Below are 25,715 nucleotides of genomic sequence, written 5' to 3' on the forward strand. Positions count from 1 at the left end.
CCTGAGTTCACATTACGAACTCACCCACCCGCGCTCTGCGCGGGTTAGCATTCCGGTTGATCCTGCCGGAGGCCATTGCTATCGGTGTCCGATTTAGCCATGCGAGTCGCACGTATAACGTGGCAAACGGCTCAGTAACACGTGGCCAAACTACCCTACAGACCGTGATAACCTCGGGAAACTGAGGCTAATAACGGATAGCGCTCCCGAGCTGGAATGCTGGGAGCGCGAAAGCTCCGGCGCTGTAGGATGTGGCTGCGGCCGATTAGGTAGACGGTGGGGTAACGGCCCACCGTGCCGATAATCGGTACGGGTTGTGAGAGCAAGAGCCCGGAGACGGACTCTGAGACAAGAGTCCGGGCCCTACGGGGCGCAGCAGGCGCGAAACCTTTACACTGTACGCAAGTACGATAGGGGGACACCGAGTGCGAGGGCATAGAGCCCTCGCTTTTGTACACCGTAAGGTGGTGCACGAATAAGGGCTGGGCAAGACCGGTGCCAGCCGCCGCGGTAACACCGGCAGCCCAAGTGATGGCCGCTATTATTGGGCCTAAAGCGTCCGTAGCTGGCCGTTCAGGTCCGTCGGGAAATCCACTGGCTTAACCAGTGGGCGTCCGGCGGAAACCGTTCGGCTTGGAACAGGGAGACCAGAGGGGTACGTCCGGGGTAGGAGTGAAATCCCGTAATCCTGGACGGACCATCGGTGGCGAAAGCGCCTCTGGAGAACTGATTCGACAGTGAGGGACGAAAGCTGGGGTCTCGAACCGGATTAGATACCCGGGTAGTCCCAGCCGTAAACGATGCTCGCTAGGTGTGTCGCAGGCTACGAGCCTGCGATGTGCCGTAGGGAAGCCGAGAAGCGAGCCGCCTGGGAAGTACGTCCGCAAGGATGAAACTTAAAGGAATTGGCGGGGGAGCACTACAACCGGAGGAGCCTGCGGTTTAATTGGACTCAACGCCGGACATCTCACCAGCTCCGACAGCAGTGATGACGATCAGGTTGATGACCTTATTCGACGCTGCTGAGAGGAGGTGCATGGCCGCCGTCAGCTCGTACCGTGAGGCGTCCTGTTAAGTCAGGCAACGAGCGAGACCCGCACCTCTAGTTGCCAGCAGCATCTCGCGATGGCTGGGTACACTAGGGGGACTGCCGCTGCCAAAGCGGAGGAAGGAACGGGCAACGGTAGGTCAGTATGCCCCGAATGAGCTGGGCCACACGCGGGCTACAATGGCCAGGACAATGGGACGCTACCCCGAGAGGGGGCGCTAATCTCCTAAACCTGGTCGTAGTTCGGATTGTGGGCTGAAACTCGCCCACATGAAGCTGGATTCGGTAGTAGTCGCGTGTCAGTAGCGCGCGGCGAATACGTCCCTGCTCCTTGCACACACCGCCCGTCAAAGCACCCGAGTGGGGTCCGGATGAGGCCATCGCAAGGTGGTCGAATCTGGGCTCCGCAAGGGGGCTTAAGTCGTAACAAGGTAGCCGTAGGGGAATCTGCGGCTGGATCACCTCCTAACGATCGGGACCGGAGTTCTACTCCGGCCCACCTTACATCGGGTTCGGTCGACTCGTCGAGCCGACCGGGCACCTAAGAACTACCAAGGCTAACTGTTGGGCCCATAGCTCAGTGGGAGAGTGCCTCCTTTGCAAGGAGGATGCCCTGGGTTCGAATCCCAGTGGGTCCATGTCCGAACGAATGCGATTCCCTTAAGTGGGAAACGCCGCTTCGTTCGTGTACGACTGATGCACCACCCCGTGCAAGCGCGGGTGGGAAGGGTCGAGGTGCGCACTCCGTCGCGGGAGGCGTATCTAATGACGCCGCGTGTACGTGCGATCCAGGCACTCACTGGACCCGTCTACCTCTGGTAGACGGATTCGATTGCCGGTCATACGACCGGCAGCCAGTCATACGACTGGCATGTCAGTTATCAGACTGACAACCATCGTGGCTACTATGCCACCTGGTGGATAGCTCGGCTCGAGCGCCGATGAAGGACGTGCCAAGCTGCGATAAGCTCAGGGGAGCTGCACGGAAGCGAAGAACCTGAGATTTCCTAATGGGAATCCCCTCGCAATTGCTTCGCGCAATGGGGAACGCTCCGGATTGAAACATCTTAGTAGGAGCTGGAAGAGAAAACGAACGTGATGTCGTTAGTAACGGCGAGTGAACGCGACGTAGTCCAAACCGAAGCCTTCGGGCAATGTGGTGTTAGGACTGACCATAATCGGCCGTGAGGACACGAGAAGTCTTCATGGAACGGAGCGCGATACAGGGTGACAGCCCCGTATCGTGTCCGATCGGCCGTGGGTCTGTTCCCGAGTAGCGGGGGCTGGAAACCCCTCGTGAATTTGGCAGGCATCGACTGTCAAGACTAAATACGTCTCGAGACCGATAGCGAACAAGTAGTGTGAACGAACGCTGAAAAGCACCCCGAGAAGGGAGGTGCAATAGGGCTTGAAATCAGGTGGTGATGGAGCGACGGGGCACGAAAGGCTCTGTGGAGAACGACATAGGGGCGACCCTACAGTAGGACCCGCAGAGAGCCGGTGTTCCGTCGTGCGTTTTGAAAAACGAGCCAGGGAGTGTACCTGTTTGGCGAGTCTAACTGGAGCATCCAGGAAGGCGTAGGGAAACCGATACGGCCGCAGCATTGCCAGGGCCACCGTGTTCAAGCGCGGGGAGTCAAACGGGTACGACCCGAAACCGAGTGATCTACGCGTGGACAGGGCGAAGCGTGGCGAAAGCTACGTGGAGGCCCGTTAGGGTTGGTGTCCTACAATACCCTCCCGTGATCTACGTGTAGGGGTGAAAGGCCCATCGAACTCGGAAACAGCTGGTTCCAACCGAAAAATGTCGAAGCATTACCTCTGCTGAGGTAGTTCGTGGGGTAGAGCGACCGATTGGGGGCACCGACTCCGAGAGGAGTCGGACCTCCTGTCAAACTCCGAACTCACGGACGCCGTGGACGCAGGGAGTCCGCTGTGCGGGGTAAGCTTGTGCAGCGTGAGGGAGACAACCCAGAACCGGGTTAAGGTCCCCAAGTGCGGATTAAGTGCTATCGAAGGTGGTCTCGAGCCCCAGACAGCCGGGAGGTGAGCTTAGAAGCAGCTACCCTCTAAGAAAAGCGTAACAGCTTACCGGCCGAGGTTCGAGGCGCCGAAAATGATCGGGGCTCAAATCCGCCACCGAGACCTGGTGACACCGGTCAAACGGTGTTTCCGTAGGTTGGCAGTCCGGTCGGGTAGAAGCATGGGCGAGAGTTCGTGTGGACCGATTGGTCAAGAAAATCCTGGCCGCAGTAGCAGCGATAGTCGGGTTAGAATCCTGACGGCCGAACGAGTAAGGGTTCCTCGGCAATGTTCGTCAGCCGAGGGTTAGTCGATCCTAAGTCCTGTCGTAATTCGAGCAGGACAAAATGGGAAGCTGGTTAATATTCCAGCACCACTCTACAGTGAACGCTGACGCCTGGGGGTCAACCGGGCCACGCCTTCGCGTGGTCGAACTGTCCAACCCCGTGGAAGCCGTAAAGGCACGAAGCGGGAGAACGGCAGGACAGCGTAAGCCGGTCCAACCTCGGGCCCGTGAAAAGGCAAGTAGAGTGATCGTACCGAGAACCGACACAGGTGCTCGTGGCGGCGAAAGCCAAGGCCTGTCGGGTACAACCGACGTTAGGGAATTCGGCAAATTAGTCCCGTAAGTTCGCGATAAGGGATGCCTGCCCAGGAAATGGGCAGGTCGCAGTGACTCGGGCGCTCCGACTGTCTAGTAACAACATAGGTGACTGCAAATCCGAAAGGACTCGTACAGTCACTGAATCCTGCCCAGTGCGGGTATCTGAACACCTGGTACAACAGGACGAAGGACCCGTCAACGGCGGGGGTAACTATGACCCTCTTAAGGTAGCGTAGTACCTTGCCGCTTCAGTAGCGGCTTGCATGAATGGATCAACGAGAGCGCCGCTGTCCCAACGTTGGGCCCGGTGAACCGTACGTTCCAGTGCGGAGTCTGGAGACCCCCAAGGGGAAGCGAAGACCCTATGGAGCTTTACTGCAGGCTGTCGCTGGGACATGGTCGCTGATGTGCAGGATAGGTAGGAGTCGTTACAGAGGTAGGCGCGCTAGCGCCTCACCCAGACAACACTGAAATACTACCCGTCAGTGACTGTGACCCTCACTCCGGGAGGAGGACACCGATAGCCGGGCAGTTTGACTGGGGCGGTACGCGCTCGAAAAGATATCGAGCGCGCTCTAAGTCCACCTCACGCGGGTCGGGAACCCGTGGAAGAGTGCAAGAGCAAAAGGTGGATTGACAGTGACATTCCTAACGAGTGTCGCTGACGCGAAAGCGTGATCTAGCGAACCAATATGCCTGCCCGATGCGGGCTATTGATGACAGAAAAGCTACCCTAGGGATAACAGAGTCGTCACCGGCAAGAGCACATATCGACCCGGTGGCTTGCTACCTCGATGTCGGTTCCCTCCATCCTGCCCGTGCAGAAGCGGGCAAGGGTGAGGTTGTTCGCCTATTAAAGGAGGTCGTGAGCTGGGTTTAGACCGTCGTGAGACAGGTCGGCTGCTATCTATTGGGGGTGTTACGGAGACTGACGGGAACGACCGTATAGTACGAGAGGAACTACGGTTGGTGACCACTGGTGTACCGGTTGTCCGAGAGGGCAAATGCCGGGCAGCTACGTCACACGGGGTAAGAGCTGAACGCATCTAAGCTCGAAACCCACCTGGAAAAGAGTCTCCACTGAGTCCGCCCGTAGAAGACGGGATCGATAGACTCGGGGTGTACGCACCGAGGTAACGAGGTGTTCAGCCCGCGAGTACTAATGGACGAAGCCACTCAATCATCGTCTGCCGCGGTAGGCGGGTCCGGGTGCTAACTGGATCGCACGTACAACGCGTTACCGACACTGGCGTCGGGAGCATCGCTCTCGACCGTGGTTCGAATCCACGAGTCGGCGTTAAGGCGGCCACAGCGGTGGGGTTACACCCGTACCCATCCCGAACACGGAAGTTAAGCCCACCAGCGTTTCGGTGAGTACTGGAGTGTGCGAACCTCTGGGAAACTCGATTCGCCGCCTACCATTCATTACCATCGACGAGCGACGGCGACGTCGTTCGTCTCCATCCATCATCTCGCCGAGCGACAGCCACGTCGCTCGGCCTTCTCTCGTTCCGACGAGCGGCTGCACCGTTCGTCGGGGTGAGTCGACGAGTCGTGAGTGGCGACACTCACGGTCCTCCGAAATAAACGAACCTGCAGTTGTGAGTTGCGAAGGTTTATGCGGACGTGTCACTCACGTCAGTCTATGACAACCACGCAGTCGACACCCCCGGCGTTCGAGGAGACGAGCGAACTCGACCTCATCAGGCAGACCGCCGCGGACATCGCCTCGGACTACGACGACCAGTACTGGCGCGACGTGGCCGACGGGATGGAACCCGAGGCGTTCTGGCAGGACTGTGCGGACGCCGGGTTCCTCGGCGCCACCGTGCCCGAGGAGTACGGCGGCGAGGGGATGGGGTTCTGGGAGCTCTCGGCCATCGTCGAGGAACTCTCCGAGCGCGGCTGCATGGGTGTGGAGATGCTGTTCGTCGTCACCGTCTGTTTCGGTGGCATCACGCTCACCAACTACGGCACCGAGGAGCAGAAGACGGAGATCCTCCCGCAGCTCTGTGACGGGGACTACAACTTCTGCATGGCGCTGACCGAACCCGACGCGGGGCACAACGCGCCGAACATGGATACGTTCGCCGAGCGTGACGGCGACGAGTTCGTGATCGACGGCACGAAACAGTGGATCTCGGGTGTCGAGCGCGCGGACAAGATGCTCCTGGTCGCGCGCACCCAGAAGCGCGAGGAGGTCCCCAAGCGCACGCAGGGCGTGACCCTGTTCCTCGCGGACCCGCACGACGACGCCATCGAGTTCCGCGAACTCGACACCGGCATCCCCACGCCGGAGAAACAGTTCGAGGTGTCCATCGACGGCTACCGCGCCCACGAGGACGACGTCATCGGCACCGAGGGGATGGGACTCTACCAGCTGTTCGACACCGTCAACCCCGAGCGACTCCTCGGTGCCGCGGGCGCGGTGGGCATCGGCCGCAACGCGCTCCGGCGGGCCATCGACTACGCGAAGGAGCGCGAGGTGTTCGACCAGCCCATCGGCGCACACCAGGCGGTCCAGCACCCCATCGCCGAGCACTGGTCCCGGCTGGAGGCCGCACACCTCCTGCTCCGGAAGGCCGCGTGGATGGTCGACAACGAACCGGACCCGAAGAAGCGTGCGGAGATCGCCAACATGGCGAAGCTCCGCGCGACCGAGGCGGGCCACGACGCCACGGACGTGGCGGTGCAGGTCCACGGTGGCAACGGCTTCTCGCGTGACTACACGGTCATCGACATGTGGAAGGGCACGCGGCTGGGGAAGGTGGCGCCCGGCTCGACGGAGATGATGCGCAACCACATCGCCGAGCACACGCTGGGGCTGCCGCGCTCCTACTAGCAACCACTTTTTGCACCTCGCTCGCTGCGCTCGCTCGGGCAAAAACGTGGAAAAAAACGCTCCTCGTTCCCTTCGGTCACTCGTCGCGCGCGGGCGTCGCTTCGCTCCGCCGGTGAAACCGCTCGCTCCGCTCGCGGCATGCTCGACAGCACTCGGTGAGTGACGACGCTATCCTACTCCCTGTACGGCCAGTTCGGGTCGCGCCTCTCCGTCTCCCGTGGCGCACGTGTCCGCTCGACGGCCGCCGCGGTGATGGCCCCGTACTCCTCGTAGTTCTCGCGTGCGCGCGCCAGCGAGAGGTGGTTGTACTCGCTCTCGTAGCCGGGGTCGTAGAACGCGACGAGGTCGTCGAGCCAGTAACAGACCGGACAGACCTCGTAGGACCCCGGCGTGTCCGGCGCGAGCGTCTGGTAGCCACAGCAGGGACAGAACCCACGCTCGCGGGAGACCGGGCTGTCGTCGCGGTACCGCCGGGGGTCGCCGGTCGACACGAGCGGCCCTACGGGCGCGGGCGGCTTAGCGGTGCAGGTCCCGGAGGGTCCGGACTCACTCCGCGTCCGCGAGGTGTGCCTCGACCGTCTGGGCGTGTTCCTCTAGTTCGGCCGCGAGTGTCCGTGCCTGCTCGGGGGTCAGCGTCACCGTGTCGGCGTGAGCCGGGAGGTTCGAGAGCTGCGTGTTGTCCAGCTCGAGCTGGAGCGTGAGGTGGTCGGGGTTCCGGAGCGGTGCGGTGACGTTCAGCGTGGCGTAGGCCTCGTCGGTGAAGTCGTGGCCCTCCGCGGTCCCGTCCAGCAGGTCGAGGGTGGTGTAGGCGTTCACCCGCATGATCCGGTCGGCCATACGCGGGGATGGTGGCTCGTGGTCTTGAGGGTGGTGTCTGGCCGTGGGACGGCGGGGAAGAGCTAGCATCCGCGGGGCAGCGGCGCCGCCGAGCGGTTCCCTCGTGTCGGAGGGAGCGCAGTCAACCGAGAGGCGCGCTTTCGAAGCCAACGTGTCGCCGCGCGCGTGCAACAGTGTGGTGGCCTAGTCGTCGGCCGTCGACGGGGCGGGGCTCGCCGCCAGGTCGTCGTCCGCCGCGTACGGGTACCACGTCGTCTTCGTGTTGTGCATGAACGGGTCCTCGTACGTGGTCTCCTCGGGCTCGGCGAGGTTCTGGAGGTCGTCCTCGTCGTGGCGCGCGACGAAGTCGCGGAAGCTCTCGCCGTCCCGACGCTCGGTCTCGAACGTCGCCAGCAGGTTCCGGACGTACCCCGGCACCTCGTCGGCGGCGACGCGCAGCTCGACCCAGTCGGCGAACTGCGGGTTCTCGCCGAGGCCGCCGCCGAGCCCGATGTCGAACGCCTCGACCGGCTCGCCGTCCTTGCGGGTCTTCATCCCGCGCAGGGAGATGTCGGCGATCTGTGGCTGGGCGCACGAGGCCGTACACCCGGAGAGGTGGATGTGGAAGTCCTCGACGCCCTCGGGCACCAGGACGTTGTCCTTCAGCCAGCGGGCGTAGCGGACCATCCGGTTCTTCGTCTCGACGATGGAGAGCGAGCAGTACTCCGTCCCCGTGCAGGCGATGGAGCCACGCATGAACGGGTGCGGGTCCGGGGCGTACCGTTCGAGCAGGGGTTCGGCGAGGAACTCCTCGAGGTCCCCCTCGTCGATGTCGGCGACGACGAGGTTCTGTCGCTGGGTGATGCCGACCAGTTCCGAGCCGTACGCCTCGGCGAGGTCGGCGAGCGCGATGGTGTCCGAGGCGCTGGTGCGCCCCACGAGGACCGAGAGGCCGACGAAGTACCGCCCGTCGGCCTGCTCGTGGACGCCGACGTAGTCGCCGGCCGAGTCGGCGCGCCCGGCGTTGTAGTCGTACTGGTGACGCAGGTCCTCGCCCGCGGTGGGGAGGTCGTAGTCCACGTACTCCTGCAGGACCTCGCGGAGCTTCTCGGCGCCCCACTCGTCGACGAGGAACTTGATGCGGGCGTTGAACCGGTTGTCCCGGTCGCCGTGGTCACGGAACAGCGCGGAGATGCCGGCGGAGACGTCGGTCATCCGCTCGGGCGTACAGAACACGTCGATGTCGCGGGCGAGTCGCGGCTCCTTGCGCGAGAGGCCCCCGCCGACGCGGACGTTGAACCCCTTCACCGTCTCGCCGTCGCGTTCCTTCGTGGCCGGTTCGAACGCGAGGTCGTTGATGTCACCCTGGCCGGAGCCGCGGGTGTCGCCCGTCACGCTCACCTTCCACTTGCGCGGGAGGTTCGAGTGCGCGGGGTTCCCCTTGAACGCCGCGTTGAGTTCCTGGACGAGCGGCCAGACGTCGAGGTGTTCGTCCGCGTCACGCCCGGCGAGCGGCGAGCCGACGATGTTGCGCCACGAGTCACCGCAGGCCTGGATGGTCGAGAGGCCGTGGGCTTCGAGCTTCTCGAAGATGGCCGGGACGTCCCCCAGTTCGATCCAGTGGAGCTGGATGGACTGGCGCGTCGTCCAGTCGCAGTAGGCGCCGTCCCACTCGGGGTTCTCGGCGGGGCCGGTGGCGTACTCAGCGGCGATCTCGCCGACGACCCGGAGCTGTTCGGGCGTCAGGCGACCCAGCGGCGTCCCGACCCGCAGCATGAAGTACGACTCCTGTCCCTTCCGCTGGTGGTACAGACCCCACCACTTGAAGCGCTCGAACCACGCGTCGCGTTCGTCCTCGGGGATGGCGTCCCAGCCCTCAGCAGCGAACCGGAAGAGGTGGTCCCGGATCTCCGTGCCGTAGACCTCGTCCTTCCAGCCTTCGACCTTGCTCGGCATTCGTACCCGACCCACGGCGTCGCCGGTCAAAGGCCCGCCTGCCGGGTCAATCCTCCCCGGTGGTTCCCGAAACCGGAACGGATGGCCGCTACTTCGGGGACGGTCGACGGCCGCGTCGGGGGCGGTGGACGCTGGTCGACTCGACCGGACGGAACCGGCCCTCGGGGTCGACGCGGCCCATCTCGAGCCAGTCGGTGACGCCGCTGGCGCCGCAGGCGATACACTGGCCGGCGACCCGTGCCTCGACCGCGGCGCCGTCCGCCGCCACCGCCACGAACCCCTCGGCGAGGAAGTCGGTGAGCGGGCAGTCACAGACCGAATCGCCCGCCAGCAGCCACAGGTCGCCCACGTTCACCCGGCGCTGGTCGTTCACGCTCAGCCAGGCGCCGTCGTCGAGCTGGTGGACTGCGGTGCCCATGCCCCGACGGAGGGCCGCCCCAGTCCTAAGCCCGCGGGTCCGTGCGACCCTCGCCGGCTGTCACCGGACGTGGTGACGCGCGCTGCAGAGAGAATCGCAGGCGGGCGGCCGTATCGCCCCGTCTCCCGCCGTCCCTGGTAGCGGCAACGGATTCCGGGAGACGGTTTTGTGGGTACGTGCTGCGGGTGAACGCGGCGTTATACGGCCGCCCCGTCTACGGTGGGACGATGAGTGAGGATTCGACCGCCTCTCGACAGCACGCGCCGGCCGACGTGGCGCCGGAACTGCACGAGGAGGGGAGCGACGCGTGAGCGAGCAGCAGACCGACGCCCGGGACGAACCCGAGGTCGACCGGAGCCACCTCGACGTCGAGGACGGCTGTGGCTGTGCGGAGGTCTGGGAGCACCTCTCCGAGACACGTGAGGCCGCGGCCGAGGAGTCGGAGTAGCGCCGGTGCCCTCGTGACCCCGCGGCTTCGCGTGGCGCACGCCCGAGGACGAGACGCTTTTGTCCGACGTGACCCAATCGACGCCCGATGAGAGACCGACGGGGCCTGCCGACGGACCGCGAGTCGCCGGTCGGCGAACCGGTCATCCGTGGCGACCCCGCTGTCGCCGGCGACCGTGCGGCCCGATTCGACCCGAACGACCCGGAGAGCCTCGCGGACGCCGCCGACACCGTGCGGCGGTTCTCGCAGAACACCGCCGGCGACCCGGACAACGTCTTCATGCTCCGGGGGGCCGCCGCCTGCGCCGCACTGGTCCGCGGCGAGGGCTCGTACAAGGCCGCGGCCGAACGCGCCGGCGGTGACGCCACCGTCGCGTTCATCCGCAAGTGGGCGCGGGTCCACGACCTCCCCCGGTCGATCCGGCGCTACGTCGCTCACGGCCGCATCGCCCCCACGGCCGCCAAACACGTCGCTCGCGTCGCCGGTGAGTCCCGGTTCATGCTCGCGTGGGCCGTCCTCGACCACGACCTGACCGTCCGCGAGGTCCGGAAGGTGGCGAGCGCCATCAACGACGGGGCGACGGTGGAGGCGGCGCTGGCGGAGGTGGGTGCGGAACTCGGCGAACTGACGCTGACCCTGCCGCCGAGCACCTACCTCGAACTGCGGCGGCAGGCCGCGCTGGGTGACACCGACCCGGACGAACTGGTGGCCGAGGCGCTGGCCGAGTACCTGGAGTAGTTCGGAAACGTTTACCCACGAGCCTCCCTGTGTCCAGTCGAGGGCTGTTAGCTCAGTCCGGCAGAGCGTCTGGCTTTTAACCAGACGGTCGGGGGTTCAAATCCCTCACAGCCCGTACGTCACGCCGAGGGACAACGAGGCGTGGACGCGCCGCCCCCACCGTCCCCACGGCTCGCGTCTCACGTCCGACCGCCGACTCCGGACACTCCTGCGCCGATGACGGTGCCCGTAGCGATATATCGGCCGCCGGGCGATAGAGGACATGGACGACCGGTCCGAGCAACTCCTGGTCCGGAGCGAGACACTGGAACGTGTCACCGACGGGGTCGTCTCGCTCGACGCCGACCTCCGGTACACCTACGTCAACCAGCGGGCCGAGGAGATACTCGGCGTCGACCGGGCGACGCTCCTCGGGACGCACGTGTGGGACGCCTTCCCCGAGGCGACCGGGACCGTCGCGGAGTCGCGGTTCCGCGAGGCGATGGGGAGCCAGCGGCCGCTGGAGTTCGAGCGATACAACGAGCGACTCGACCGCTGGTTCGAGGTCAGGGTCTACCCCGACGAGGAGGGCCTCTCGGTCTACTTCACCGACGCGACCGAACGCAAGCGGACCGAGCGCGACCTCGAACAGACGAACCGGCGGCTCGAGGCCCTCCTGGAGAACACGGTCGACCCCGCCTACGTGAAAGACGCCGCGGGGCGGTACCTCTACGTCAACTCGGCCGCCGCGGTCCTGTTCGGCCGTGACCCGGACGAGGTAGTCGGCCTGTCGGACGAGGCCCTCTTCGACGCCGAGAGCGCCGCCGCCATCGCCGCCGTCGATCGGGAGATACTCGCGTCGGGCGAGCGTGACCTTCGGGAGGCGGTCCGGTACGTCGGCGGCCAGCGGCACGTCTTCCTGGACGACAAGTACCCGTACCGCGACGCGGACGGCACCGTCGCCGGCGTGATGGGTATCAGCCGCGAGGTGACCGACCGGGTGGCGCAGCGACAGCGCCTCGACGAACTGAGCGAAGAGTACGAGGCGCTGTTCTCGAACGCCGTCGACGCCATCTTCCTCCTCGACGTCGGCGGTGACGGGCCGGACGCCGAGTTCCGGTTCCACCGGCTCAACCCGGCCCACGAGGTGGCGACGGGCCTCACCACGGACGCGGTCCGGGGGAAGACCCCACGCGAGGCGCTCGGCGAACAGCTGGGGGCGGAACTGACGGCCAACTACCAACGCTGTCTGGACGCGGGCCGGCCCATCACCTACGAGGAGCGACTGGAGTTCCCGGCCGGCCGGAGCTACTGGGAGACGAGCCTCGCCCCGGTGCGGGTCAACGGCGAGGTGACTCGTATCGTCGGCATCGCCCGGGAGACGACCGACCGGGTCGAACGCGAGCGCGAACTCGAGCAGCAGAACGAGCGCCTCGACGAGTTCGCGAACGTCGTCTCGCACGACCTCCGGAGTCCGCTGACCGTCGCCAGCGGCTACCTCCACCTGCTCTCCGAGGACTGTGCCCCCGACCACGAGGAGGCGTTCGGTCGCATCGCCGACGCCCTGAACCGGATGGAGGAGATCGTCGAGGACACGCTGACGCTCGCCCGCGACGGCGACACCGTCGTCGACGCCGAGCCGGTGCCGGTCACCGACCTGGTCACCCGGTCCTGGGGGTTCACGGACACCGCCGACGCGAGGCTCGTGGTCGACGACGAGTGTACCGTCATCGGGGACGCGAGCCGACTCCAGCACCTGTTCCAGAACCTGTTTCGTAACGCCGTCGAACACGGTTCGACGAGCTCCGGCTCGCCGGCTCGGCAGGACGCCGCCGACCACGGGGAGACGGACGAGGACCCGCCGATCACCGTCCACGTCGGCCGGTTCGGCACGGACGGGTTGTACGTCGCGGACGACGGTCCCGGGGTCCCCGCTGACGACCGCGAGGAGGTGTTCGAGACGGGGTACACGACCACCACCGAAGGGACGGGGTTCGGCCTCGCCATCGTCCGCCGGGCGGCGGAGGGCCACGGCTGGTCGGTCCGGGTCACCGACGCGCCCGAGGGGGGCGCGCGCTTCGAGTTCACGGGCGTGACGTTCGCCTGAGCGGGGCCGACGCCCGGCCCGGCCCGGTCGCCGGTCCCGCCCGTCGTCGTGCACGCGGCCCGCGCGCGGCACCCCGCGGCGGCCGCTGTCTGCGGTGGGTGTGAAGAGAGAAGACGTGTCCAGCGGGCCTCGCGTCTCGAGTCGGCGGCAGTCGGCTCAGTCCTTCGTCGGCAGGAACGCCAGGGCGATGATGAGGAAGGTGGAGGCGCCCGAGAGGATGGTGACGCCCCAGAGCCCGTTCTGTCGCTGCTTGAACGCGTCCTGCGTCTTCCGGGTCTCCTGGTACTCGCCCACGTCCGGCGAGAGCTGGACGTGTTCCTCGTCGGGGAAGTAGACGACGTGCTGGACGTCGCTCAGCGTGACGTTGCTCCCTTCCTCGAGTTCGACACTGTTCTCGCTCGGGCCGGTCCAGGCGAAGCGGACCCCGTCGGCCGAGACGTTCTCGACGACGGCCTCGTTGCGGGCGTAGGTCACCGTCGACCCCTCGGAGATGACCGCCTCGTCGGGGGCGGGCAGGTACGAGGAGAGCAGCTCGGTGGTGCCGTTCGCACGGTAGACGACGTACTCGTTGCCGTCGTCACGGGTGACCGTCTGGTTCTCGACGGCCGAATCGGCGGCGAGGCGCTGGCTGACGTTGAACGTCTGGACCGCGCGGAACGTGCGGGTGGCGTTGTCCGCGTAGATGGTGTACGGCTCGCCCCAGACGAGCGTCGCGCCGTCCTCGGTGACGCTGTAGACGGTGGTGCTGTTACCCTCGTAGGCGAACGAGTCGTTGACCGCCACGGTGGTCGTGACGTTGCCGTCCCGGACCAGGTCGAAGCTCCCGGCCGAGGCGTTCAGGTCGACGGTGGCCGCGCTCCCGTTGAACTCGACGGAGTCGCCGTCCGCGAGCGTGGTGGTGTAGCGGGCGTCCTGCCCGTCGAACGCGAACTGGGCAGGGTTCAACGTGGTGTTACTGGACACCGTCTCGGTGTATCTGGCCGACTCGTTCGTCCAGACGAGTTCACCCACGACGCTCCCCTCTTCGGCCTCGATCGTCGACACCGTGTACGTCTCGTCGCCGACCTGGAAGCTATCGCCCTGTGCCAGCTCCTCGCCGGAGAGCTCCATCTGCGGCGAGTCGGCCACCGCGATGACCGAGTACGCCGACGCCCCCATGACGAGGAAGAACACGAAGTAGATCGTCGCGACGCGTCGTTGCATACGCGGGGCGACGGAATCGCGGGCAATAGGCGTTACTTTTCAACGACGCGAACGGCGACCGACTCCCTACCGTCGTCGCGCGAGGAGCACGAGGGCGAGGAGGCCGCCGAGCGCGGCCAGCACGCCGAATCCCGGACCGGCGCCGGCCGTCGGGGTCCGGACGCCCTCGGGTTGCTGCTGGCTCTGTGGTGCCTGCCTGGCGCTCCCGCCCGGCGCGGTGGCTGTCGTCGCGGCGGGCTGCTGACCGCCACCGTCGGCGGCCGTCGCCGTCCCCTGTGGCTGGGACGTGGCGGTCGCGGTGTCCTGCGGCCGGGGGGTCGCCGTCGCAGTGGCGGTGCCCCGTGGCTCCTGCGTCGACGTGGCGGTCGGCGCGGGCGTCGGCGTGGCCGTGGCGGCCGGGGTCGGGGTGGCCGTCGGCGTGGCCGTGGCGGCCGGGGTCGGGGTGGCCGTCGGCGTCCTCGAGTCACCGCTGCTGGCTGCCTCGGTCGGTGTGGCCGTGGCGGTCGGCGCGGGCGTCGGAGTCGGGGTACTGCTGCTGGTGCTGTCGTAGGGGTCGTCCTGTCCGGGCGGCGGGCCGAGGGTCTCGTAGGCCTCCCGCTCGGAGTCACACTCGCAGACGTAGAAGTAGTGCGAGGTCAGCTCGACCTCGGCGAACTGGCCCTGCCAGTTCGTCCCGTTGGCCTTGCCGTCGATCTGGTACCAGCCGGGTTCGTCGGGCATCCGGTAGCACGGGCCCGCCGAGGAGCGGTAGCCCTGGTGGGCGACGATCTCGTCCTCGGGGTAGAGTTCGGGGTTCTTGTCGCCGTCCTCGCGGCCGGCCTCCTTGCCCCCCTCGTCCTCGCGGGACTGCGCCCCGAGCTCGTCACCGTCGTAGAGCTTGACGACGATGTGGCTTCCGTTGAACTTGTTCTTCTCGAGGTACGAGAGCAGGTCGACGTCCGTCGGCGTCCCCGGATCGTCGTTGTCGCGGTCGATGCCGAACGCGGCGGTGTTCGAGGTCGAACACTGCGAGAAGTCGACGTCCGGGTTCCCGATGACGATGTACTCGAGCTTCTCGATCCCGTCCCCCGCCCCGGCGTCCTCGAACAGTTCGTCGGTACCCGCGGCGAAGTGGTTGATGGAGGCGTTGTACTCCCCGCCGGGGTTCTCGCTGGCGGGGTAGTGGTCGGTGTCGAACGGGAGCTTCACCGTGTAGTTCCCGTTCTCGAGACCGTGGGGCCGGGTCGCGTCGGCGGCGCCGACCCCCTTGACGCCGGCCGCACCGACGGTGACCACGGAGAGGGCCACCACCGCGACGACCACCGCTTTCTGTGTCTGGTTCACACGTGTCATGTCTGCGTGGCTGGCGCCACCCTGCACGAACGCTCCCCTAAGGGTTCTGGGGGGCATACGCCGCCCTTTATATTTCAGACTCGGCTATAGTTGGATTATAAATCAACGGCCGGTACACACCGACGTTACCCCTCGACGACCGGTCGTCGCGCAGTCCTGTGGTCTGGCGGCTGACGGGGCCCGCCGACCGGGGACGCGCGGTGGCGCCCTGCCGCGAGACGGCCCGTAGAGCCATATTAACTGACCTTCGATGAACGGGTTTAAACGACCGGACCATGCCTGCAGAATCCACATAGACGTCGGTTCGAACGATGGGGATACAATGGCAGACAAGCCAGAGCGCACTGACGGGGGTGGCGTCGACCGACGCCGCCTCCTGAAGTACGCCGGTGCGGGGGCGTCAGGCGTCTCCCTCGCCGGTTGTAAGGTCCGGCAGCCGACCACGCCGACACCGTCGAGCGGCGGTGGCGGCCGGGGCACGGTCACCGGCACGCCGAGCAACGACGCGCCGTTGCGCGGCAAGACGATCCGTATCGGGTCGCTCGCCCCGCAACCCGAGTCGTTCCCCATCGGCAGTTCCATCTGGAACTCGATGCAGCTGGCGGCACAGGACATCGACGAGGACGGCGGCGTCGCGGGCGCCGAGGTGGTCCCGAAGTCCGGGAACACCGAGACGTCGCCGGCGACCGGTCGCTCGGAGTTCCTCCGACTCGTCCAGGAGGAGGGCGTCCACACCACGTTCGGGACGTTCCTCACGCAGGTCACGCTCCAGTGTTTCATCCCGATGCGTGACACCAAGACCGTCCACGTCACGACGGCCGCCGCGGGACCGAAGCCGGCACGCATCGTCAGTCAGCGCTACGACGAGTTCAAGTACCACTTCCGTGCGGGTCCGATCAACTCCTTCGACCTGGCGAAGGCCGAACTTGAGTTCCTCGAACTCTACGCCGAACAGCTCGGCTGGGACAGCGTCGCCGTCCTCATCGAGGACATCGGGCCGTTCGACCCCTTCGCCGAACTGCTCGACGGGAACATCCAGGACGTCGTCCAGACGGACATCTTCAAGCGCTCGTCGTCGGGGACGACCAACTGGACGCCGCTCTGGGACGAGGTGGAGAACTCCGGCGCCGACGTGTGTCTCATCGCGCAGGCGCTCACCGGTGCCTCCGCCGTGAAGCAGTGGGCCCAGCAGGAACGCCCGTTCGAGTTCGGCGGCATCTCCGTGCCCGCACAGGTCTCGGAGTTCTGGGAGTCCGTCGACGGCGCCTGCGAACACGTGTTCACGATGAACGCGATGACCCCGCAGACGACCAACACGCCGCGGACCCAGGACTTCGTCCAGCGCTACCAGGCGGCGTTCGACACCGTCCCCGTCTACTCCGGCCCCATCACGTACGACGCGGTGAAGGGCTGGCGGAAGGCGATGGAGGCCGTCGTCGAGGAGCAGGGCCTGCGGCGGGTCCCCACCTCGGACGAGCTCGTCACGGCGATGGAGAACCTCTCGTACAACGAGGGGACCGTCCTGCCCGAGTTCTCGTTCACCCCCAGGGACGCCAAGTACGCCCACGACCCGCAGTGGTCCTCCATGCAGGAGACGGGCGTGCCGGTCTGGCAGCAGTGGCAACTCGACGAGGACGTCCGCGACGACTACGGGACGATGCACTCGTTCGCGCCGGAACAGAACAAGAGTTCGGACTACACGTACCCGGACTGGATCGACTACCCCAGCGGCCACCCCGCCACCCAGTAATGGCCAGCCTACTCAACGCGATACTCAACGCCACGTTCATCTCGGCACTGTACGCCATCATCGCCATCGGATTCACCCTCATCTTCGGGGTCGGTGGGGTGCTGAACTTCGCCCACGGGGCGCTGTTGACGGTGGGCGCGTTCGCCGCGTACATCGTCGCAAACCCCACCCAGTACGGCATGAGCCCGTGGCTGGGACTGCTCGTCGCGCCCGTCGCCACGGCGGTCGTCGGCGGGGTCCTCTACAAGGGCGTCGTCCGCTACGTCGAGGGGAAACCGGTGACGCTGCTCATCCTGACGTTCGTCATCGGATTCTTCGTCCAGCACGCGCTCCGCATCTTCGTCACGAACCAGCCCATCTCCGTGACCCAGCCCATCGGCGGCCAGACGATGCTGCTCGGGCAGGAGATACAGCGCTGGGACGTCGCCATCTTCGTCATCTCCTGGGCCATCCTCGGTGCGGTGTTCTTCTTCGTCAACTACACCAAGACCGGGCAGGCCATCCTCGCGGTCTCGATGACGAAGAAGGGCTCCTCGCTGGTCGGTATCGACTCCGAGCAGATCAACCTCTACACGTGGGTGATGGCCGCGGGCTTCGCGGGCATCGCCGGCGCCCTGCTCATGATGAAACAGACGGGCAACTGGAACATGGGGACGAGTCCGCTCATCCTCGCGTTCTCCATCGTCATCCTCGGCGGCCTCGGCTCCATCCGGGGCTCCATCGTCGGCGCGTACGTCATCGGCTTCGTCGAGACGTTCACCGTCGCGTTCGTCCCGGACGGCTCGAAACTCACCGGGCTGGCGTCGCTGGTGTTGCTCGTCGTGTTCCTGCTCGTGAAACCCGAAGGCCTGTTCGGCCGGGAGGCTGCCGAATAATGTCGAACTCGAACGAATCCGGATTCCGACGGAACCGCACCGCCGAGGAGCAGCGTCAGCTGGTCCTCGAGAAGCTCAACCCGCTGACGATGCCGCTGCGCTACCAGCTCGGCCTGGTGGGGCTCCTCGCCATCGCGCTCGTCCCCACGCAGCTCTACCCGAACGAGCTGGGACAGTTCACCAACCTGCTCTACCTCATCATGTTCGCGATGAGCTGGGACGTGGTCTCGGGCTACACCGGCCAGCTCTCGTTCGGTCACGCGTTCTTCTTCGCGCTGGGTGGCTACAGCTCGGCCATCCTGAACCTGCAACACGGGATGAGCCCCGGTCTCTCCATCCCCATCGGGATGCTCGTCGCCGCCATCGGCGGCGTCGCGGTCGGCCTGCCGGCGCTGCGCCTGCGCGGGCCGTACCTCTCGCTCGTCACGCTCATCGTGCCCATCATCCTCGCGAAGTTCTTCATCCTGTTCAACAACGGGTTCACCCCGTTCGGCCTGCAGATCGCCCCGCAGGGATTCGGCGGCCAGACCGGCCCCGGCATCCCGGACTCGCTGTTCGGCGGCCAGAGCGCCCTGTTCAGCACGCAGACCATCGTGGACCTGCTCCCGCTCCCCGAGGCCTACACCAGCCTGCAGGTCGGCGCACTCGCGGAGTACTACTTCTCGTTCGCGCTGCTCTGTCTTGTCGCGGCGGTGCTCGTCGCGGTCACCCGCTCGTCGGCGGGTGACGTGCTGACTGCCATCCGCGAGGACGAGGACGCGGTCGCGGCCGCCGGGCTGAACCCGGCGAAGTTCAAACTGTTCGCGTTCGTGCTCTCCGCCGCAGTCGGCGGCCTCGCGGGTGCGGCGCTCGTCCACACCTCGGTGAACTCCCCCTCGCCGGCCTCGCTGCTCGGCGGCATCCCCGGTGGTGCGACGGGGAGCCCCATCCAGGTGAGCATCAACGTCATCATCATGTCCATCCTCGGCGGCACCGGCACCATCGTCGGCGCCGCGGTGGGTGCGGTGTTCTTCGGCGCCTCGACCGCCGTCGTCTCCGGCATCGACGCGACGGTGCCGGTGCTCGGCGTCACCGTGTCGAACCTGAAGCCGCTCCCGCTGCTGACCGCCGCGATGGTCGTGCTGGTGTTCCTGCCGGGGGGACTGGTCCGCTTCGGCATCCGGGCCGGCCGGAACGTCCTCGCCGCCTCGCGCGGCGAGGAGCCCGAGGAGCCACTGTTCGAGTCGTTCGAGGACAGCGTCCTCGGCGAGATCGTCGCGAAGTACCGCGAGGACATCGAGGACATCACGGAGGGCAAGTAGATGAGCATCGACGCCGACACCGACGCCGACACCGACGTCAGCCGACAGTTCGGACCGCGGGACGGCATCCTGGTGGCCAACGACCTGCTCAAGCAGTTCGGGGGGCTCACCGCCGTCGACGAGCTGAGCTTCGCGGTCCAGGAACAGGAGATACTCGGCTTCATCGGCCCGAACGGGGCGGGGAAGTCGACGACGTTCAACTGCGTCACGGGCGCGTACGAGCCCACCGGCGGCACCGTCTGGTTCAAGGGCGAGGACGTCACCGGCCTCGAGGCCCACGAGATGGTCAAGCGCGGGATGGCCCGCACCTTCCAGGACTTCGCGCCGCTGGAGGACCGCAGCGTCGTCCGGAACGTCGAGCTCTCGCTCGCGCCGGACAAACTGTTCACGCTCTCGGGTGTGGGCGGTGAGACCCGGCGACTGGCCGAGGAGATCTGCCGACGCGTCGGGCTCGGCGAGGTGCTGGACAAGACGCCCGACGAGCTCCCGCACGCGGACATGCTGAAGCTCGAACTGGCGAAGGCCATCGCGAACGAGCCCGACCTGATGCTGGTCGACGAGCCGTTCGCCGGTCTCTCCAGTCAGGAGGTGACGGAGCTCTCCGAGATACTGGAGAGCCTGCGACAGAACGGGATGACCCTCATCGTGGTCGACCACAACATGCGCGGGCTGCTCCAGCTCATCGACCGCGCGTTCGTCATCCAGTTCGGCTCGCGCATCGCCGACGGCAGCCCCGACGAGATCACCAGTAACCCCAAGGTGCAGGAGGCGTACCTTGGGGGTGACGAACTATGAGCACGGACCGAGCCCGGTCGGCCACGGAGGCCGAACCGGCACAACCGAACACCGAAGTCCTCCGCGCAGAGGGCCTGCGAGTCTCCTACGGCAAGGTGCAGGCACTGCGTGGACTGGACATGTACGTCAACCAGGGCGAGGTCGTCTCGCTCATCGGACCGAACGGGGCCGGCAAGTCCACGTTCGCGAACACCGCCACCGGCTTCATCGGCTACGAGGGCTCTATCACCTACCGCGGGCAGGAGGTCTCCGGCGTCGGCCAGCGCGAACTGGTCGAGCAGGGGATGATCCACTGCACGGAGAAGCGCGACCTCTTCGGCTACATGAGCGTCGACGAGAACCTCCGACTCGGCGCCTACGCCATCGAGGACGAGTCGTACGTCGAACAGCAACTGGAGTTCGTCTACGACCTCTTCCCCCGACTCGAAGAGCGGGTCTCGCAGAACGCCCGCTCGATGTCCGGCGGCGAGCAACAGATGCTCGCCATCGGTCGCGCCCTGATGGGCGACCCGGACCTGCTCATCCTCGACGAGCCGACCATCGGCCTCGCGCCGGTCATCCTCGACGACATCTCGCAGGCGTTCGGTCCCATCCAGGACCAGGGCGTGACCATCCTGCTCACCGAGCAGAACGTCACGTTCGCGCTGAAACACGCAGACCGGATGTACCTCCTCGAGAACGGGGAGGTCGTCAAGACCGGCACCCCCGAGGAACTGCGCGGCGACGACTACATCCGCGAGTCGTACCTCGGCGGGTAAGTCGGCGTCGGCGGTCTGGGGTGCAGGCGTTCTGGCTTTCTCATCTTTCGTGGTCCAGAGCGGTCGTGACGCCGCTCTCGATTGTGGCAGTCGGAGTCCAACCGGAGCGAGAGGGAGCGCTCGCTGCGCTCGACACTCGCGAGAGACGGGCCGGAGCCGGATCCGAACCACGGTCGCTCGCTTCGCTCGCTCCCTGGTTCGAATCCGGCCGTAGATGGCTCTCTCGCTCACTGTCGTTCGCGAGAAGAGCCAAGGGCCGGATTTGAACCGGCGGGGGTTCCGCTCTGCAGGCGGATGCGTTGGGCCAGACTCTGCCACCTTGGCGCGCAGACGAAACTAGAACAGAACCGCTGTTAAGCGTAGCGGTCCGCTACCGCCGCGCCCGCTCGCGCCACTCGCGCTGCTGTTCACGCTCGGCGACGTGCGCCACGCCACCGGCCACCTCCTCCCGAACCGACCGCTCGAACGCCACCGTCCCCGAGAGGAAGCCCCGCTCGAACGCCTCGACCAGTTCGTACGACCACCGGTCGTCGATGACACCCGCGGGCAGGACGTCGTCCCGGATGCTGTCGGCCAGTTCCTCGTGGCCCGTCTCGCGCAGCAGCGGCTCCGCGGCGGCGAACCGGTCCATCCCCCGCCCGATCTGGTGGTGGAACGCCAGCAGGTGGCCGTACGCCCGGTGGACGTGCTCGATGCCCAACTGGAGTTCGTGCAACGCCTCGCGCTCCGCCTCGTCGATGTCTGGTCGTTCGGTCTGTGCCATGCGCCACCGTACGTCACGAAACGGCAAAAGTCTCTGGTTCGTGCAGGTCAACCCCACTCGTCGTCCGGCGGGCGCAACTGGCGGCTGGACCGGGTCGGGTGGCGCAAACACTCAAGCCCGCGGTCCGCGAGTGTCACTCGACCATGACGACACGTCGCACGCCGGTGACCGACCGGCGACAGGCGGGTGTGTGGCCGTGACCGCGCCGCGTGAGCGGTCCACGGACGAACGCGACTACCCCTACCCCAACGTCCGGTTCCTCCTCGAGATCGAGGGGCTGACGACGGCCGGGTTCAGCGGGTGCCGACTCGGTGCATCGACCACGGCGGTCCTCTCGTACCGGGCGGGCAACGAGCCACCGACGCCCCGAAAAATCCCGGGAACGACGGACTACGAGGCGATAACGCTGGAGCGGGGCGTCGGTGACGGGACGGCGCTGGCGGACTGGCGTCGCCTCGTCGAGCGGGGACAGATAGCCGAGGCGCGCCGGTCGGTGGCGGTCGTCATCCTCGACGAAGGGGGCGAGGCCGGGCCGCGCTGGGAGGCCGAGAACGCCTGGCCCTCTCGCTACGTGGGACCGCGGCTCGACGCGCTCGACGGTGCCGTGGCCATCGAAGCCCTCGAGATAACCCACGAGGGCTACGAACGCGTGCGACCGTGACCGTCGAGGCCCGATGAGCGGCCTACCGCCGGACCCCTGCACGGGAGACCGGTTCACCGTCGAGGTGACGGGCTACGGGACCATCGACGTCACCGAGGTGGCCGGGCTGGAGGCGACGGTGGGGTCGCGCACCGAGTCCCGCGTGCCGGGGCTCCCGCGGTGGCTCGTCGGCGAGCGGACCGTCCGGGACGCCGTCTCGCCCTCGCTCGTGCTCACCCGTGGTGTCGCCCGCGAGACGCCGCTCCGGGACTGGTTCGACGACTGGGTGGCCGAGACGGTCGGGCGCCGGACCGTGGTCGTCGCCCTGCTCGACCACGACGGACTCCCGGCGGTCCGCTGGACCTGCGAGCGGGCGTACCCGACGCGGTGGACGGGCCCACGACTCCGGGCCGCCCGGCGGGCGGTCGCGACCGAGTCACTCGAACTCGCCCACGACGGCGTGGAGCAGCTGTCGCCCTGAGCGGTCCTGTCAGACCGTCACCGACTCGCCCAGTTCCGGGGCGCTGGCGTCGTAGCCGTCCGCCCGGAGTTCCTCGGCGAACGCCTCGCAGCGGTCGCCGTGGTTCACGAGGATGCGGGCGTCGGCGTACGAGTCGAGGAACGACCGGAGGCCGCCGTGGTCCGCGTGCGCGGAGAAGTCGAACCGCTCGGTGCGAGCGGCGACACGCATCACTCGGCCGTCGATCTCTGCGCTCCCCGTCTCCAGCAGTTCGCGGCCGGGCGTCCCCTCCACCTGGTAGCCCGAGAACAGGATGCGGTTCTTCGGGTGGCCGCGGATCTCGGGGACGTAGGTCATCGCCGGGCCGCCCGAGAGCATCCCACTCGTGGTGACGATGACCGTGTTGTCGTCGGCGATGCGCTTTCGCTGGCCGTCCCGCCCCGTGACGAACCGGGCGTTCCCCACGGCCCGGCCGAACGCGTCCGGGTCCCGCAGGAACGCGGGGTAGTTCCGCAGCATCCGCGTGAGTCCCTTCCCCATCCCGTCGACGTAACACGGCAGGTCGTGGGCCTCACAGACCAGCAGCATCTCCTGCGTGCGGCCGATGGCGAACGCCGGGACGACGACGGTACCGCCCTCGTAGAGCGTCTCGCGGACGGCGTCGGCGAACCGCCGTTCCACCTCGGCGCGTGGTCCGTGGTCCACGTCGGAGTAGGTCGACTCGCATATCACGACGTCCGCGTCGGGACGGTCGGTGGTGGCGCTCACCAGCCGCTGTGAGTCCGTGTGGAAGTCCCCGGTGTACAGCAGTCGCGTCTCGCCCTCGTCGTCGGACTGCGTCCGACTGCCCGTGGGGCGCCGCCCCGCGTCGTCTATCAGGACGTGTGCGCTCCCGGGGATGTGGCCGGCGTTGTAGAACGTGACCTCGTACCCCGCCGCGGTGAACGGCTCGTCGTAGCCGTGCTCGACCGACACCTGCGTCATGCGACGGAGTTCCGTCTCGGTGAACGGGCACTGCGGGGTGCCACCGTGGAGCTTCAGCGTGTCCCGGCCGAGGCGCATCGCGAACTCGCGTGTGGGGGGCGTCCAGTGGATGGGCGGCCGCGAGGTACCCGACAGGAGCGCCGGGAGCGCCCCGACGTGGTCGAGGTGGCCGTGGCTCACGACGACGGCGTCGGGGTCCACGTCGCGCATCCCGACGGGCCACTGGGGTGGGTTCGCCGTCAGCATCCCGAAGTCGAGCAGGAGCGAGTCGTCCAGCAGGACCGCACTCCGACCCACCTCGCGTGCGCCGCCGAGGAACTCCACCTTCATTCGGTCGGGGTTCGCGGCGGCGGGGCTTGGGGCCGTCGGTTCGAGGCCGGCCGCGGGGCACTCTCACCACCGGGAGTGTGACAGCGGGTGAACGCTCAAGTCCGTCCGTCTCCCACTGCAGGTGTGACCGTCTACTACGTCGTCGTCGACGGGGACCGCGTCGCCGGCCCGTTCGAGACCCGCAAGGAGGCCAAGCGCGAGGCCGACACCCGCGCCACGAACGAGATCATGCTCCACTACGGCGTCGAAGCCGTCGAGGAGTGAGCGACCGCGACGCCGCACCCCCCGAGCCTGCCCCACTCCGGGTCCGCACCCCCGCGTTCCTCCTCGACCAGCTGGTCGTCACCCTCCTCGTCGTCGGCCCCGCGCTCGCACTCGGCTACCGGGCCGAACTGCTCACCCCGCCCGAACGGACGTGGGCGTTCCTCGCGGCGATGGCCGTCGCCTTCGTGTATCACCTGCTCGCCGAGTGGCGCACGGGGACGACGCTCGGCAAGCGCGTCTTCGGCCTCCGGGTGGTGAGCGACGACGGCACCCCGCTCTCCTTCCGCGGGTCGTTCCTCCGCAACGCCCTCCGGCTCGTCGACGGGCTGGGCTACTGGAGCGTCGCCGTCGCGGTCATCCTCCTCCGTGGGGACGGCAAGCGCCTCGGCGACTGGGCGGGCCGGACGCTGGTGGTCCACGCCGGGCGAGTCCGCCAGTGACTCACTCCGCCTGCCAGCGCCTGACCTCGAACTCCGCGTAGCCACCGTAGGCCAGTTCCAGCGACCCGACCCACCAGTTCCAGCGGTCGACCAGCCGCTCGTCCGGGGCGTCCCCGAGGTGTTCGACGAGCTCGGCGACGGTGAGTTCGGTGCCGGTGTCGTCGGCGTACTGCCCGGATTCGGCGAGGTCCATCGCCTGCCGGACGACGACGCGGAGCGACCCCGGCTCGGGGCCGAACGTCTCGCGCAGGCTGGCTTCGAGTCGAGCGCGGTTCACGCCCCTCGATACGTGCCCGGCGGCCAAGACTCCCCCGTTCGGGGCGGTCGCCGTGAACGTCGCAGGGCGGCCCCACGCGCCCCCGTCGGCGGTACTGGGCCTGCAGGCCGTTTCAACACCCTTTTGCTCGGGCACCCAGTCAGTCCGGGTATGGCTGACTTCCAGGTCTCCGTCGCCGACCCCGACGACGGGACGACGTACCAGTTCGACGTGGAGGGACAGGACGCGAACCGATTCATCGGTCGCGAACTCGGCGAGACGGTCGACGGCGGCGCCGTCGGTCTCGACGGCTACGACCTCGAGCTCACGGGCGGCTCCGACACCGCCGGCCGACCGATGCGACAGGACGTCGCCGGCCCGAACCTCAAGGCCGTCCTCCTCACGGGTGGCACGGGGTTCAACCCGACCCGCGACGGCGAGCGAAAGCGCGTCACCGTCCGCGGCCGCGAGGTCAGCGAGGACACCCGCCAGATCAACGCGAAGATCGCCGGTCGCGGTGACCAGTCCGTCGCCGAACTCCTCGGCCTCGAGGGCGACGACGAGGAGAGCGAGGACGACGAGTAAG

23 protein-coding genes, 3 tRNA genes and 3 rRNA genes are annotated in these 25,715 nt (G+C 67.0%); 19 read left to right on the forward strand and 10 right to left on the reverse strand.

Translation table 11 applies throughout. The features are described from left to right. Positions 1 to 49: 49 nt before the first annotated feature. From N0B31_RS16085 to N0B31_RS16105, 5 genes are all read left to right on the forward strand, one after another. Positions 50 to 1,515: ribosomal RNA gene (locus N0B31_RS16085) — 16S ribosomal RNA — on the forward strand. Between the two features lie 99 nt (positions 1,516 to 1,614). After that, positions 1,615 to 1,686, forward strand: a tRNA-Ala gene (locus N0B31_RS16090). A gap of 255 nt (positions 1,687 to 1,941) precedes the next feature. Further along, positions 1,942 to 4,855: ribosomal RNA gene (locus N0B31_RS16095) — 23S ribosomal RNA — on the forward strand. 117 nt (positions 4,856 to 4,972) lie between these two features. Then, positions 4,973 to 5,094 (forward strand): 5S ribosomal RNA (gene rrf, locus N0B31_RS16100). Together the 16S, 23S and 5S rRNA genes with 1 tRNA gene alongside form the textbook arrangement of a ribosomal RNA operon. 225 nt (positions 5,095 to 5,319) lie before the next feature. Then, the gene (locus N0B31_RS16105) at positions 5,320 to 6,516 is read left to right on the forward strand and encodes an acyl-CoA dehydrogenase family protein (protein ID WP_260592643.1); all 1,197 of its coding nucleotides are present in this window, start codon (positions 5,320 to 5,322) and stop codon (positions 6,514 to 6,516) included. Between the two features lie 173 nt (positions 6,517 to 6,689). Here the strand turns inward: N0B31_RS16105 and N0B31_RS16110 are convergent, their stop codons facing one another. From N0B31_RS16110 to N0B31_RS16125, 4 genes are all read right to left on the reverse strand, one after another. After that, a complete protein-coding gene (locus N0B31_RS16110; protein WP_260592644.1) occupies positions 6,690 to 7,007 on the reverse strand; it encodes a CPCC family cysteine-rich protein in 318 nt (105 codons plus the stop codon). A gap of 55 nt (positions 7,008 to 7,062) precedes the next feature. Continuing rightward, positions 7,063 to 7,353, reverse strand: a complete 291-nt coding sequence (locus N0B31_RS16115; RefSeq protein ID WP_260592645.1) for a DUF6360 family protein — start codon at positions 7,351 to 7,353, stop codon at positions 7,063 to 7,065. 183 nt (positions 7,354 to 7,536) lie between these two features. After that, positions 7,537 to 9,288: a nitrite/sulfite reductase gene (locus N0B31_RS16120; protein WP_260592646.1), complete on the reverse strand. Its 1,752-nt coding sequence runs from the start codon at positions 9,286 to 9,288 to the stop codon at positions 7,537 to 7,539. Positions 9,289 to 9,376: 88 nt separating this feature from the next. Further along, positions 9,377 to 9,706, reverse strand: a complete 330-nt coding sequence (locus N0B31_RS16125; protein ID WP_260592647.1) for a DUF8134 family protein — start codon at positions 9,704 to 9,706, stop codon at positions 9,377 to 9,379. Positions 9,707 to 10,013: 307 nt separating this feature from the next. On the opposite strand from N0B31_RS16125, the gene N0B31_RS16130 reads away from it, so the two are divergent. The 4 genes from N0B31_RS16130 to N0B31_RS16145 all read left to right on the forward strand — a co-directional run bounded on the left by N0B31_RS16130 (position 10,014) and on the right by N0B31_RS16145 (position 12,978). Beyond that, complete coding sequence (locus tag N0B31_RS16130) at positions 10,014 to 10,154, forward strand: DUF8595 family protein (RefSeq protein WP_260592648.1); 141 nt, start codon at positions 10,014 to 10,016, stop codon at positions 10,152 to 10,154. 87 nt (positions 10,155 to 10,241) lie between these two features. Next, positions 10,242 to 10,892: a DUF7119 family protein gene (locus N0B31_RS16135; protein ID WP_260592649.1), complete on the forward strand. Its 651-nt coding sequence runs from the start codon at positions 10,242 to 10,244 to the stop codon at positions 10,890 to 10,892. A gap of 41 nt (positions 10,893 to 10,933) precedes the next feature. Beyond that, positions 10,934 to 11,007 (forward strand) — tRNA-Lys (locus tag N0B31_RS16140). Between the two features lie 147 nt (positions 11,008 to 11,154). Continuing rightward, positions 11,155 to 12,978: a PAS domain-containing sensor histidine kinase gene (locus N0B31_RS16145; protein ID WP_260592650.1), complete on the forward strand. Its 1,824-nt coding sequence runs from the start codon at positions 11,155 to 11,157 to the stop codon at positions 12,976 to 12,978. Positions 12,979 to 13,134: 156 nt separating this feature from the next. On the opposite strand, the gene N0B31_RS16150 is transcribed toward N0B31_RS16145, so the two are convergent. Continuing rightward, positions 13,135 to 14,181 (reverse strand): DUF8231 family protein, encoded by a 1,047-nt coding sequence (locus N0B31_RS16150; RefSeq protein WP_260592651.1) that lies wholly within the window; start codon positions 14,179 to 14,181, stop codon positions 13,135 to 13,137. A gap of 66 nt (positions 14,182 to 14,247) precedes the next feature. After that, positions 14,248 to 15,513: a hypothetical protein gene (locus N0B31_RS16155; RefSeq protein ID WP_260592652.1), complete on the reverse strand. Its 1,266-nt coding sequence runs from the start codon at positions 15,511 to 15,513 to the stop codon at positions 14,248 to 14,250. Positions 15,514 to 15,835: 322 nt separating this feature from the next. Here N0B31_RS16155 and N0B31_RS16160 point away from each other — a divergent pair, with 322 nt between their 5' ends. The 5 genes from N0B31_RS16160 to N0B31_RS16180 are packed head-to-tail and all read left to right on the forward strand — an operon-like array spanning position 15,836 to position 20,992. Beyond that, the gene (locus tag N0B31_RS16160; RefSeq protein WP_260592653.1) at positions 15,836 to 17,263 is read left to right on the forward strand and encodes an ABC transporter substrate-binding protein; all 1,428 of its coding nucleotides are present in this window, start codon (positions 15,836 to 15,838) and stop codon (positions 17,261 to 17,263) included. Then, a complete protein-coding gene (locus N0B31_RS16165; RefSeq protein ID WP_260592654.1) occupies positions 17,263 to 18,138 on the forward strand; it encodes a branched-chain amino acid ABC transporter permease in 876 nt (291 codons plus the stop codon). The genes N0B31_RS16160 and N0B31_RS16165 overlap by 1 nt, the downstream gene beginning before the upstream one ends. Continuing rightward, complete coding sequence (locus N0B31_RS16170; RefSeq protein WP_260592655.1) at positions 18,138 to 19,439, forward strand: branched-chain amino acid ABC transporter permease; 1,302 nt, start codon at positions 18,138 to 18,140, stop codon at positions 19,437 to 19,439. The genes N0B31_RS16165 and N0B31_RS16170 overlap by 1 nt, the downstream gene beginning before the upstream one ends. Then, positions 19,440 to 20,234 carry an ABC transporter ATP-binding protein gene (locus tag N0B31_RS16175; RefSeq protein ID WP_260592656.1) on the forward strand — a complete coding sequence of 265 codons (795 nt, stop codon included), beginning with the start codon at positions 19,440 to 19,442 and terminating at the stop codon, positions 20,232 to 20,234. Continuing rightward, on the forward strand, positions 20,231 to 20,992 hold the full coding sequence (locus N0B31_RS16180) for an ABC transporter ATP-binding protein (RefSeq protein WP_260592657.1): 762 nt from the start codon (positions 20,231 to 20,233) through the stop codon (positions 20,990 to 20,992). Before N0B31_RS16175 ends, N0B31_RS16180 begins: the two co-directional genes overlap by 4 nt. Positions 20,993 to 21,239: 247 nt before the next feature. Here N0B31_RS16180 and N0B31_RS16185 read toward each other — a convergent pair. Both N0B31_RS16185 and N0B31_RS16190 read right to left on the reverse strand, forming a co-directional pair. Continuing rightward, a tRNA-Cys gene (locus N0B31_RS16185) sits at positions 21,240 to 21,316 on the reverse strand. A gap of 46 nt (positions 21,317 to 21,362) precedes the next feature. Next, entirely contained in the window at positions 21,363 to 21,755 is a 393-nt protein-coding gene (locus tag N0B31_RS16190) for a hypothetical protein (RefSeq protein ID WP_260592658.1), read from the reverse strand. A 196-nt stretch (positions 21,756 to 21,951) separates the two neighbouring features. Here N0B31_RS16190 and N0B31_RS16195 point away from each other — a divergent pair, with 196 nt between their 5' ends. Continuing rightward, positions 21,952 to 22,416, forward strand: a complete 465-nt coding sequence (locus N0B31_RS16195) for a phage tail protein (protein WP_260592659.1) — start codon at positions 21,952 to 21,954, stop codon at positions 22,414 to 22,416. A 13-nt stretch (positions 22,417 to 22,429) separates the two neighbouring features. Then, on the forward strand, positions 22,430 to 22,876 hold the full coding sequence (locus tag N0B31_RS16200) for a phage tail protein (RefSeq protein ID WP_260592660.1): 447 nt from the start codon (positions 22,430 to 22,432) through the stop codon (positions 22,874 to 22,876). A gap of 9 nt (positions 22,877 to 22,885) precedes the next feature. Here the strand turns inward: N0B31_RS16200 and N0B31_RS16205 are convergent, their stop codons facing one another. Beyond that, positions 22,886 to 24,169, reverse strand: coding sequence for an MBL fold metallo-hydrolase (locus N0B31_RS16205; RefSeq protein ID WP_260592661.1), 1,284 nt, complete (start codon positions 24,167 to 24,169; stop codon positions 22,886 to 22,888). Positions 24,170 to 24,292: 123 nt separating this feature from the next. Here N0B31_RS16205 and N0B31_RS16210 point away from each other — a divergent pair, with 123 nt between their 5' ends. Beyond that, positions 24,293 to 24,433 carry a hypothetical protein gene (locus N0B31_RS16210; RefSeq protein ID WP_260592662.1) on the forward strand — a complete coding sequence of 47 codons (141 nt, stop codon included), beginning with the start codon at positions 24,293 to 24,295 and terminating at the stop codon, positions 24,431 to 24,433. Then, positions 24,430 to 24,873, forward strand: coding sequence for an RDD family protein (locus N0B31_RS16215; protein ID WP_260592663.1), 444 nt, complete (start codon positions 24,430 to 24,432; stop codon positions 24,871 to 24,873). Before N0B31_RS16210 ends, N0B31_RS16215 begins: the two co-directional genes overlap by 4 nt. Before the next feature lies 1 nt (position 24,874). On the opposite strand, the gene N0B31_RS16220 is transcribed toward N0B31_RS16215, so the two are convergent. Beyond that, positions 24,875 to 25,150: a WNWW family protein gene (locus tag N0B31_RS16220; RefSeq protein WP_260592664.1), complete on the reverse strand. Its 276-nt coding sequence runs from the start codon at positions 25,148 to 25,150 to the stop codon at positions 24,875 to 24,877. A 150-nt stretch (positions 25,151 to 25,300) separates the two neighbouring features. Between N0B31_RS16220 and N0B31_RS16225 the strand changes: the two genes are divergently transcribed. Further along, entirely contained in the window at positions 25,301 to 25,714 is a 414-nt protein-coding gene (locus tag N0B31_RS16225; RefSeq protein ID WP_260592665.1) for a 30S ribosomal protein S6e, read from the forward strand. The last annotated feature ends 1 nt before the right edge of the window (position 25,715 follow it).

Origin of the sequence: Salinirubellus salinus, from assembly GCF_025231485.1 — an archaeon.
Taxonomy (GTDB): Archaea; Halobacteriota; Halobacteria; order Halobacteriales; family Haloarculaceae; genus Salinirubellus; species Salinirubellus salinus.

Coding starts and splice junctions, on each gene's coding strand:
- N0B31_RS16190 (WP_260592658.1), bottom strand. CDS start 21,755: ATGGCACAGACCGAACGACCAGACATCGACGAGGCGGAGCGCGAGGCG.
- N0B31_RS16120 (WP_260592646.1), bottom strand. CDS start 9,288: ATGCCGAGCAAGGTCGAAGGCTGGAAGGACGAGGTCTACGGCACGGAG.
- N0B31_RS16145 (WP_260592650.1), top strand. CDS start 11,155: ATGGACGACCGGTCCGAGCAACTCCTGGTCCGGAGCGAGACACTGGAA.
- N0B31_RS16160 (WP_260592653.1), top strand. CDS start 15,836: ATGGCAGACAAGCCAGAGCGCACTGACGGGGGTGGCGTCGACCGACGC.
- N0B31_RS16115 (WP_260592645.1), bottom strand. CDS start 7,353: ATGGCCGACCGGATCATGCGGGTGAACGCCTACACCACCCTCGACCTG.
- N0B31_RS16205 (WP_260592661.1), bottom strand. CDS start 24,169: ATGAAGGTGGAGTTCCTCGGCGGCGCACGCGAGGTGGGTCGGAGTGCG.
- N0B31_RS16225 (WP_260592665.1), top strand. CDS start 25,301: ATGGCTGACTTCCAGGTCTCCGTCGCCGACCCCGACGACGGGACGACG.
- N0B31_RS16105 (WP_260592643.1), top strand. CDS start 5,320: ATGACAACCACGCAGTCGACACCCCCGGCGTTCGAGGAGACGAGCGAA.
- N0B31_RS16180 (WP_260592657.1), top strand. CDS start 20,231: ATGAGCACGGACCGAGCCCGGTCGGCCACGGAGGCCGAACCGGCACAA.
- N0B31_RS16170 (WP_260592655.1), top strand. CDS start 18,138: ATGTCGAACTCGAACGAATCCGGATTCCGACGGAACCGCACCGCCGAG.
- N0B31_RS16165 (WP_260592654.1), top strand. CDS start 17,263: ATGGCCAGCCTACTCAACGCGATACTCAACGCCACGTTCATCTCGGCA.
- N0B31_RS16150 (WP_260592651.1), bottom strand. CDS start 14,181: ATGCAACGACGCGTCGCGACGATCTACTTCGTGTTCTTCCTCGTCATG.
- N0B31_RS16200 (WP_260592660.1), top strand. CDS start 22,430: ATGAGCGGCCTACCGCCGGACCCCTGCACGGGAGACCGGTTCACCGTC.
- N0B31_RS16175 (WP_260592656.1), top strand. CDS start 19,440: ATGAGCATCGACGCCGACACCGACGCCGACACCGACGTCAGCCGACAG.
- N0B31_RS16125 (WP_260592647.1), bottom strand. CDS start 9,706: ATGGGCACCGCAGTCCACCAGCTCGACGACGGCGCCTGGCTGAGCGTG.
- N0B31_RS16155 (WP_260592652.1), bottom strand. CDS start 15,513: ATGACACGTGTGAACCAGACACAGAAAGCGGTGGTCGTCGCGGTGGTG.
- N0B31_RS16135 (WP_260592649.1), top strand. CDS start 10,242: ATGAGAGACCGACGGGGCCTGCCGACGGACCGCGAGTCGCCGGTCGGC.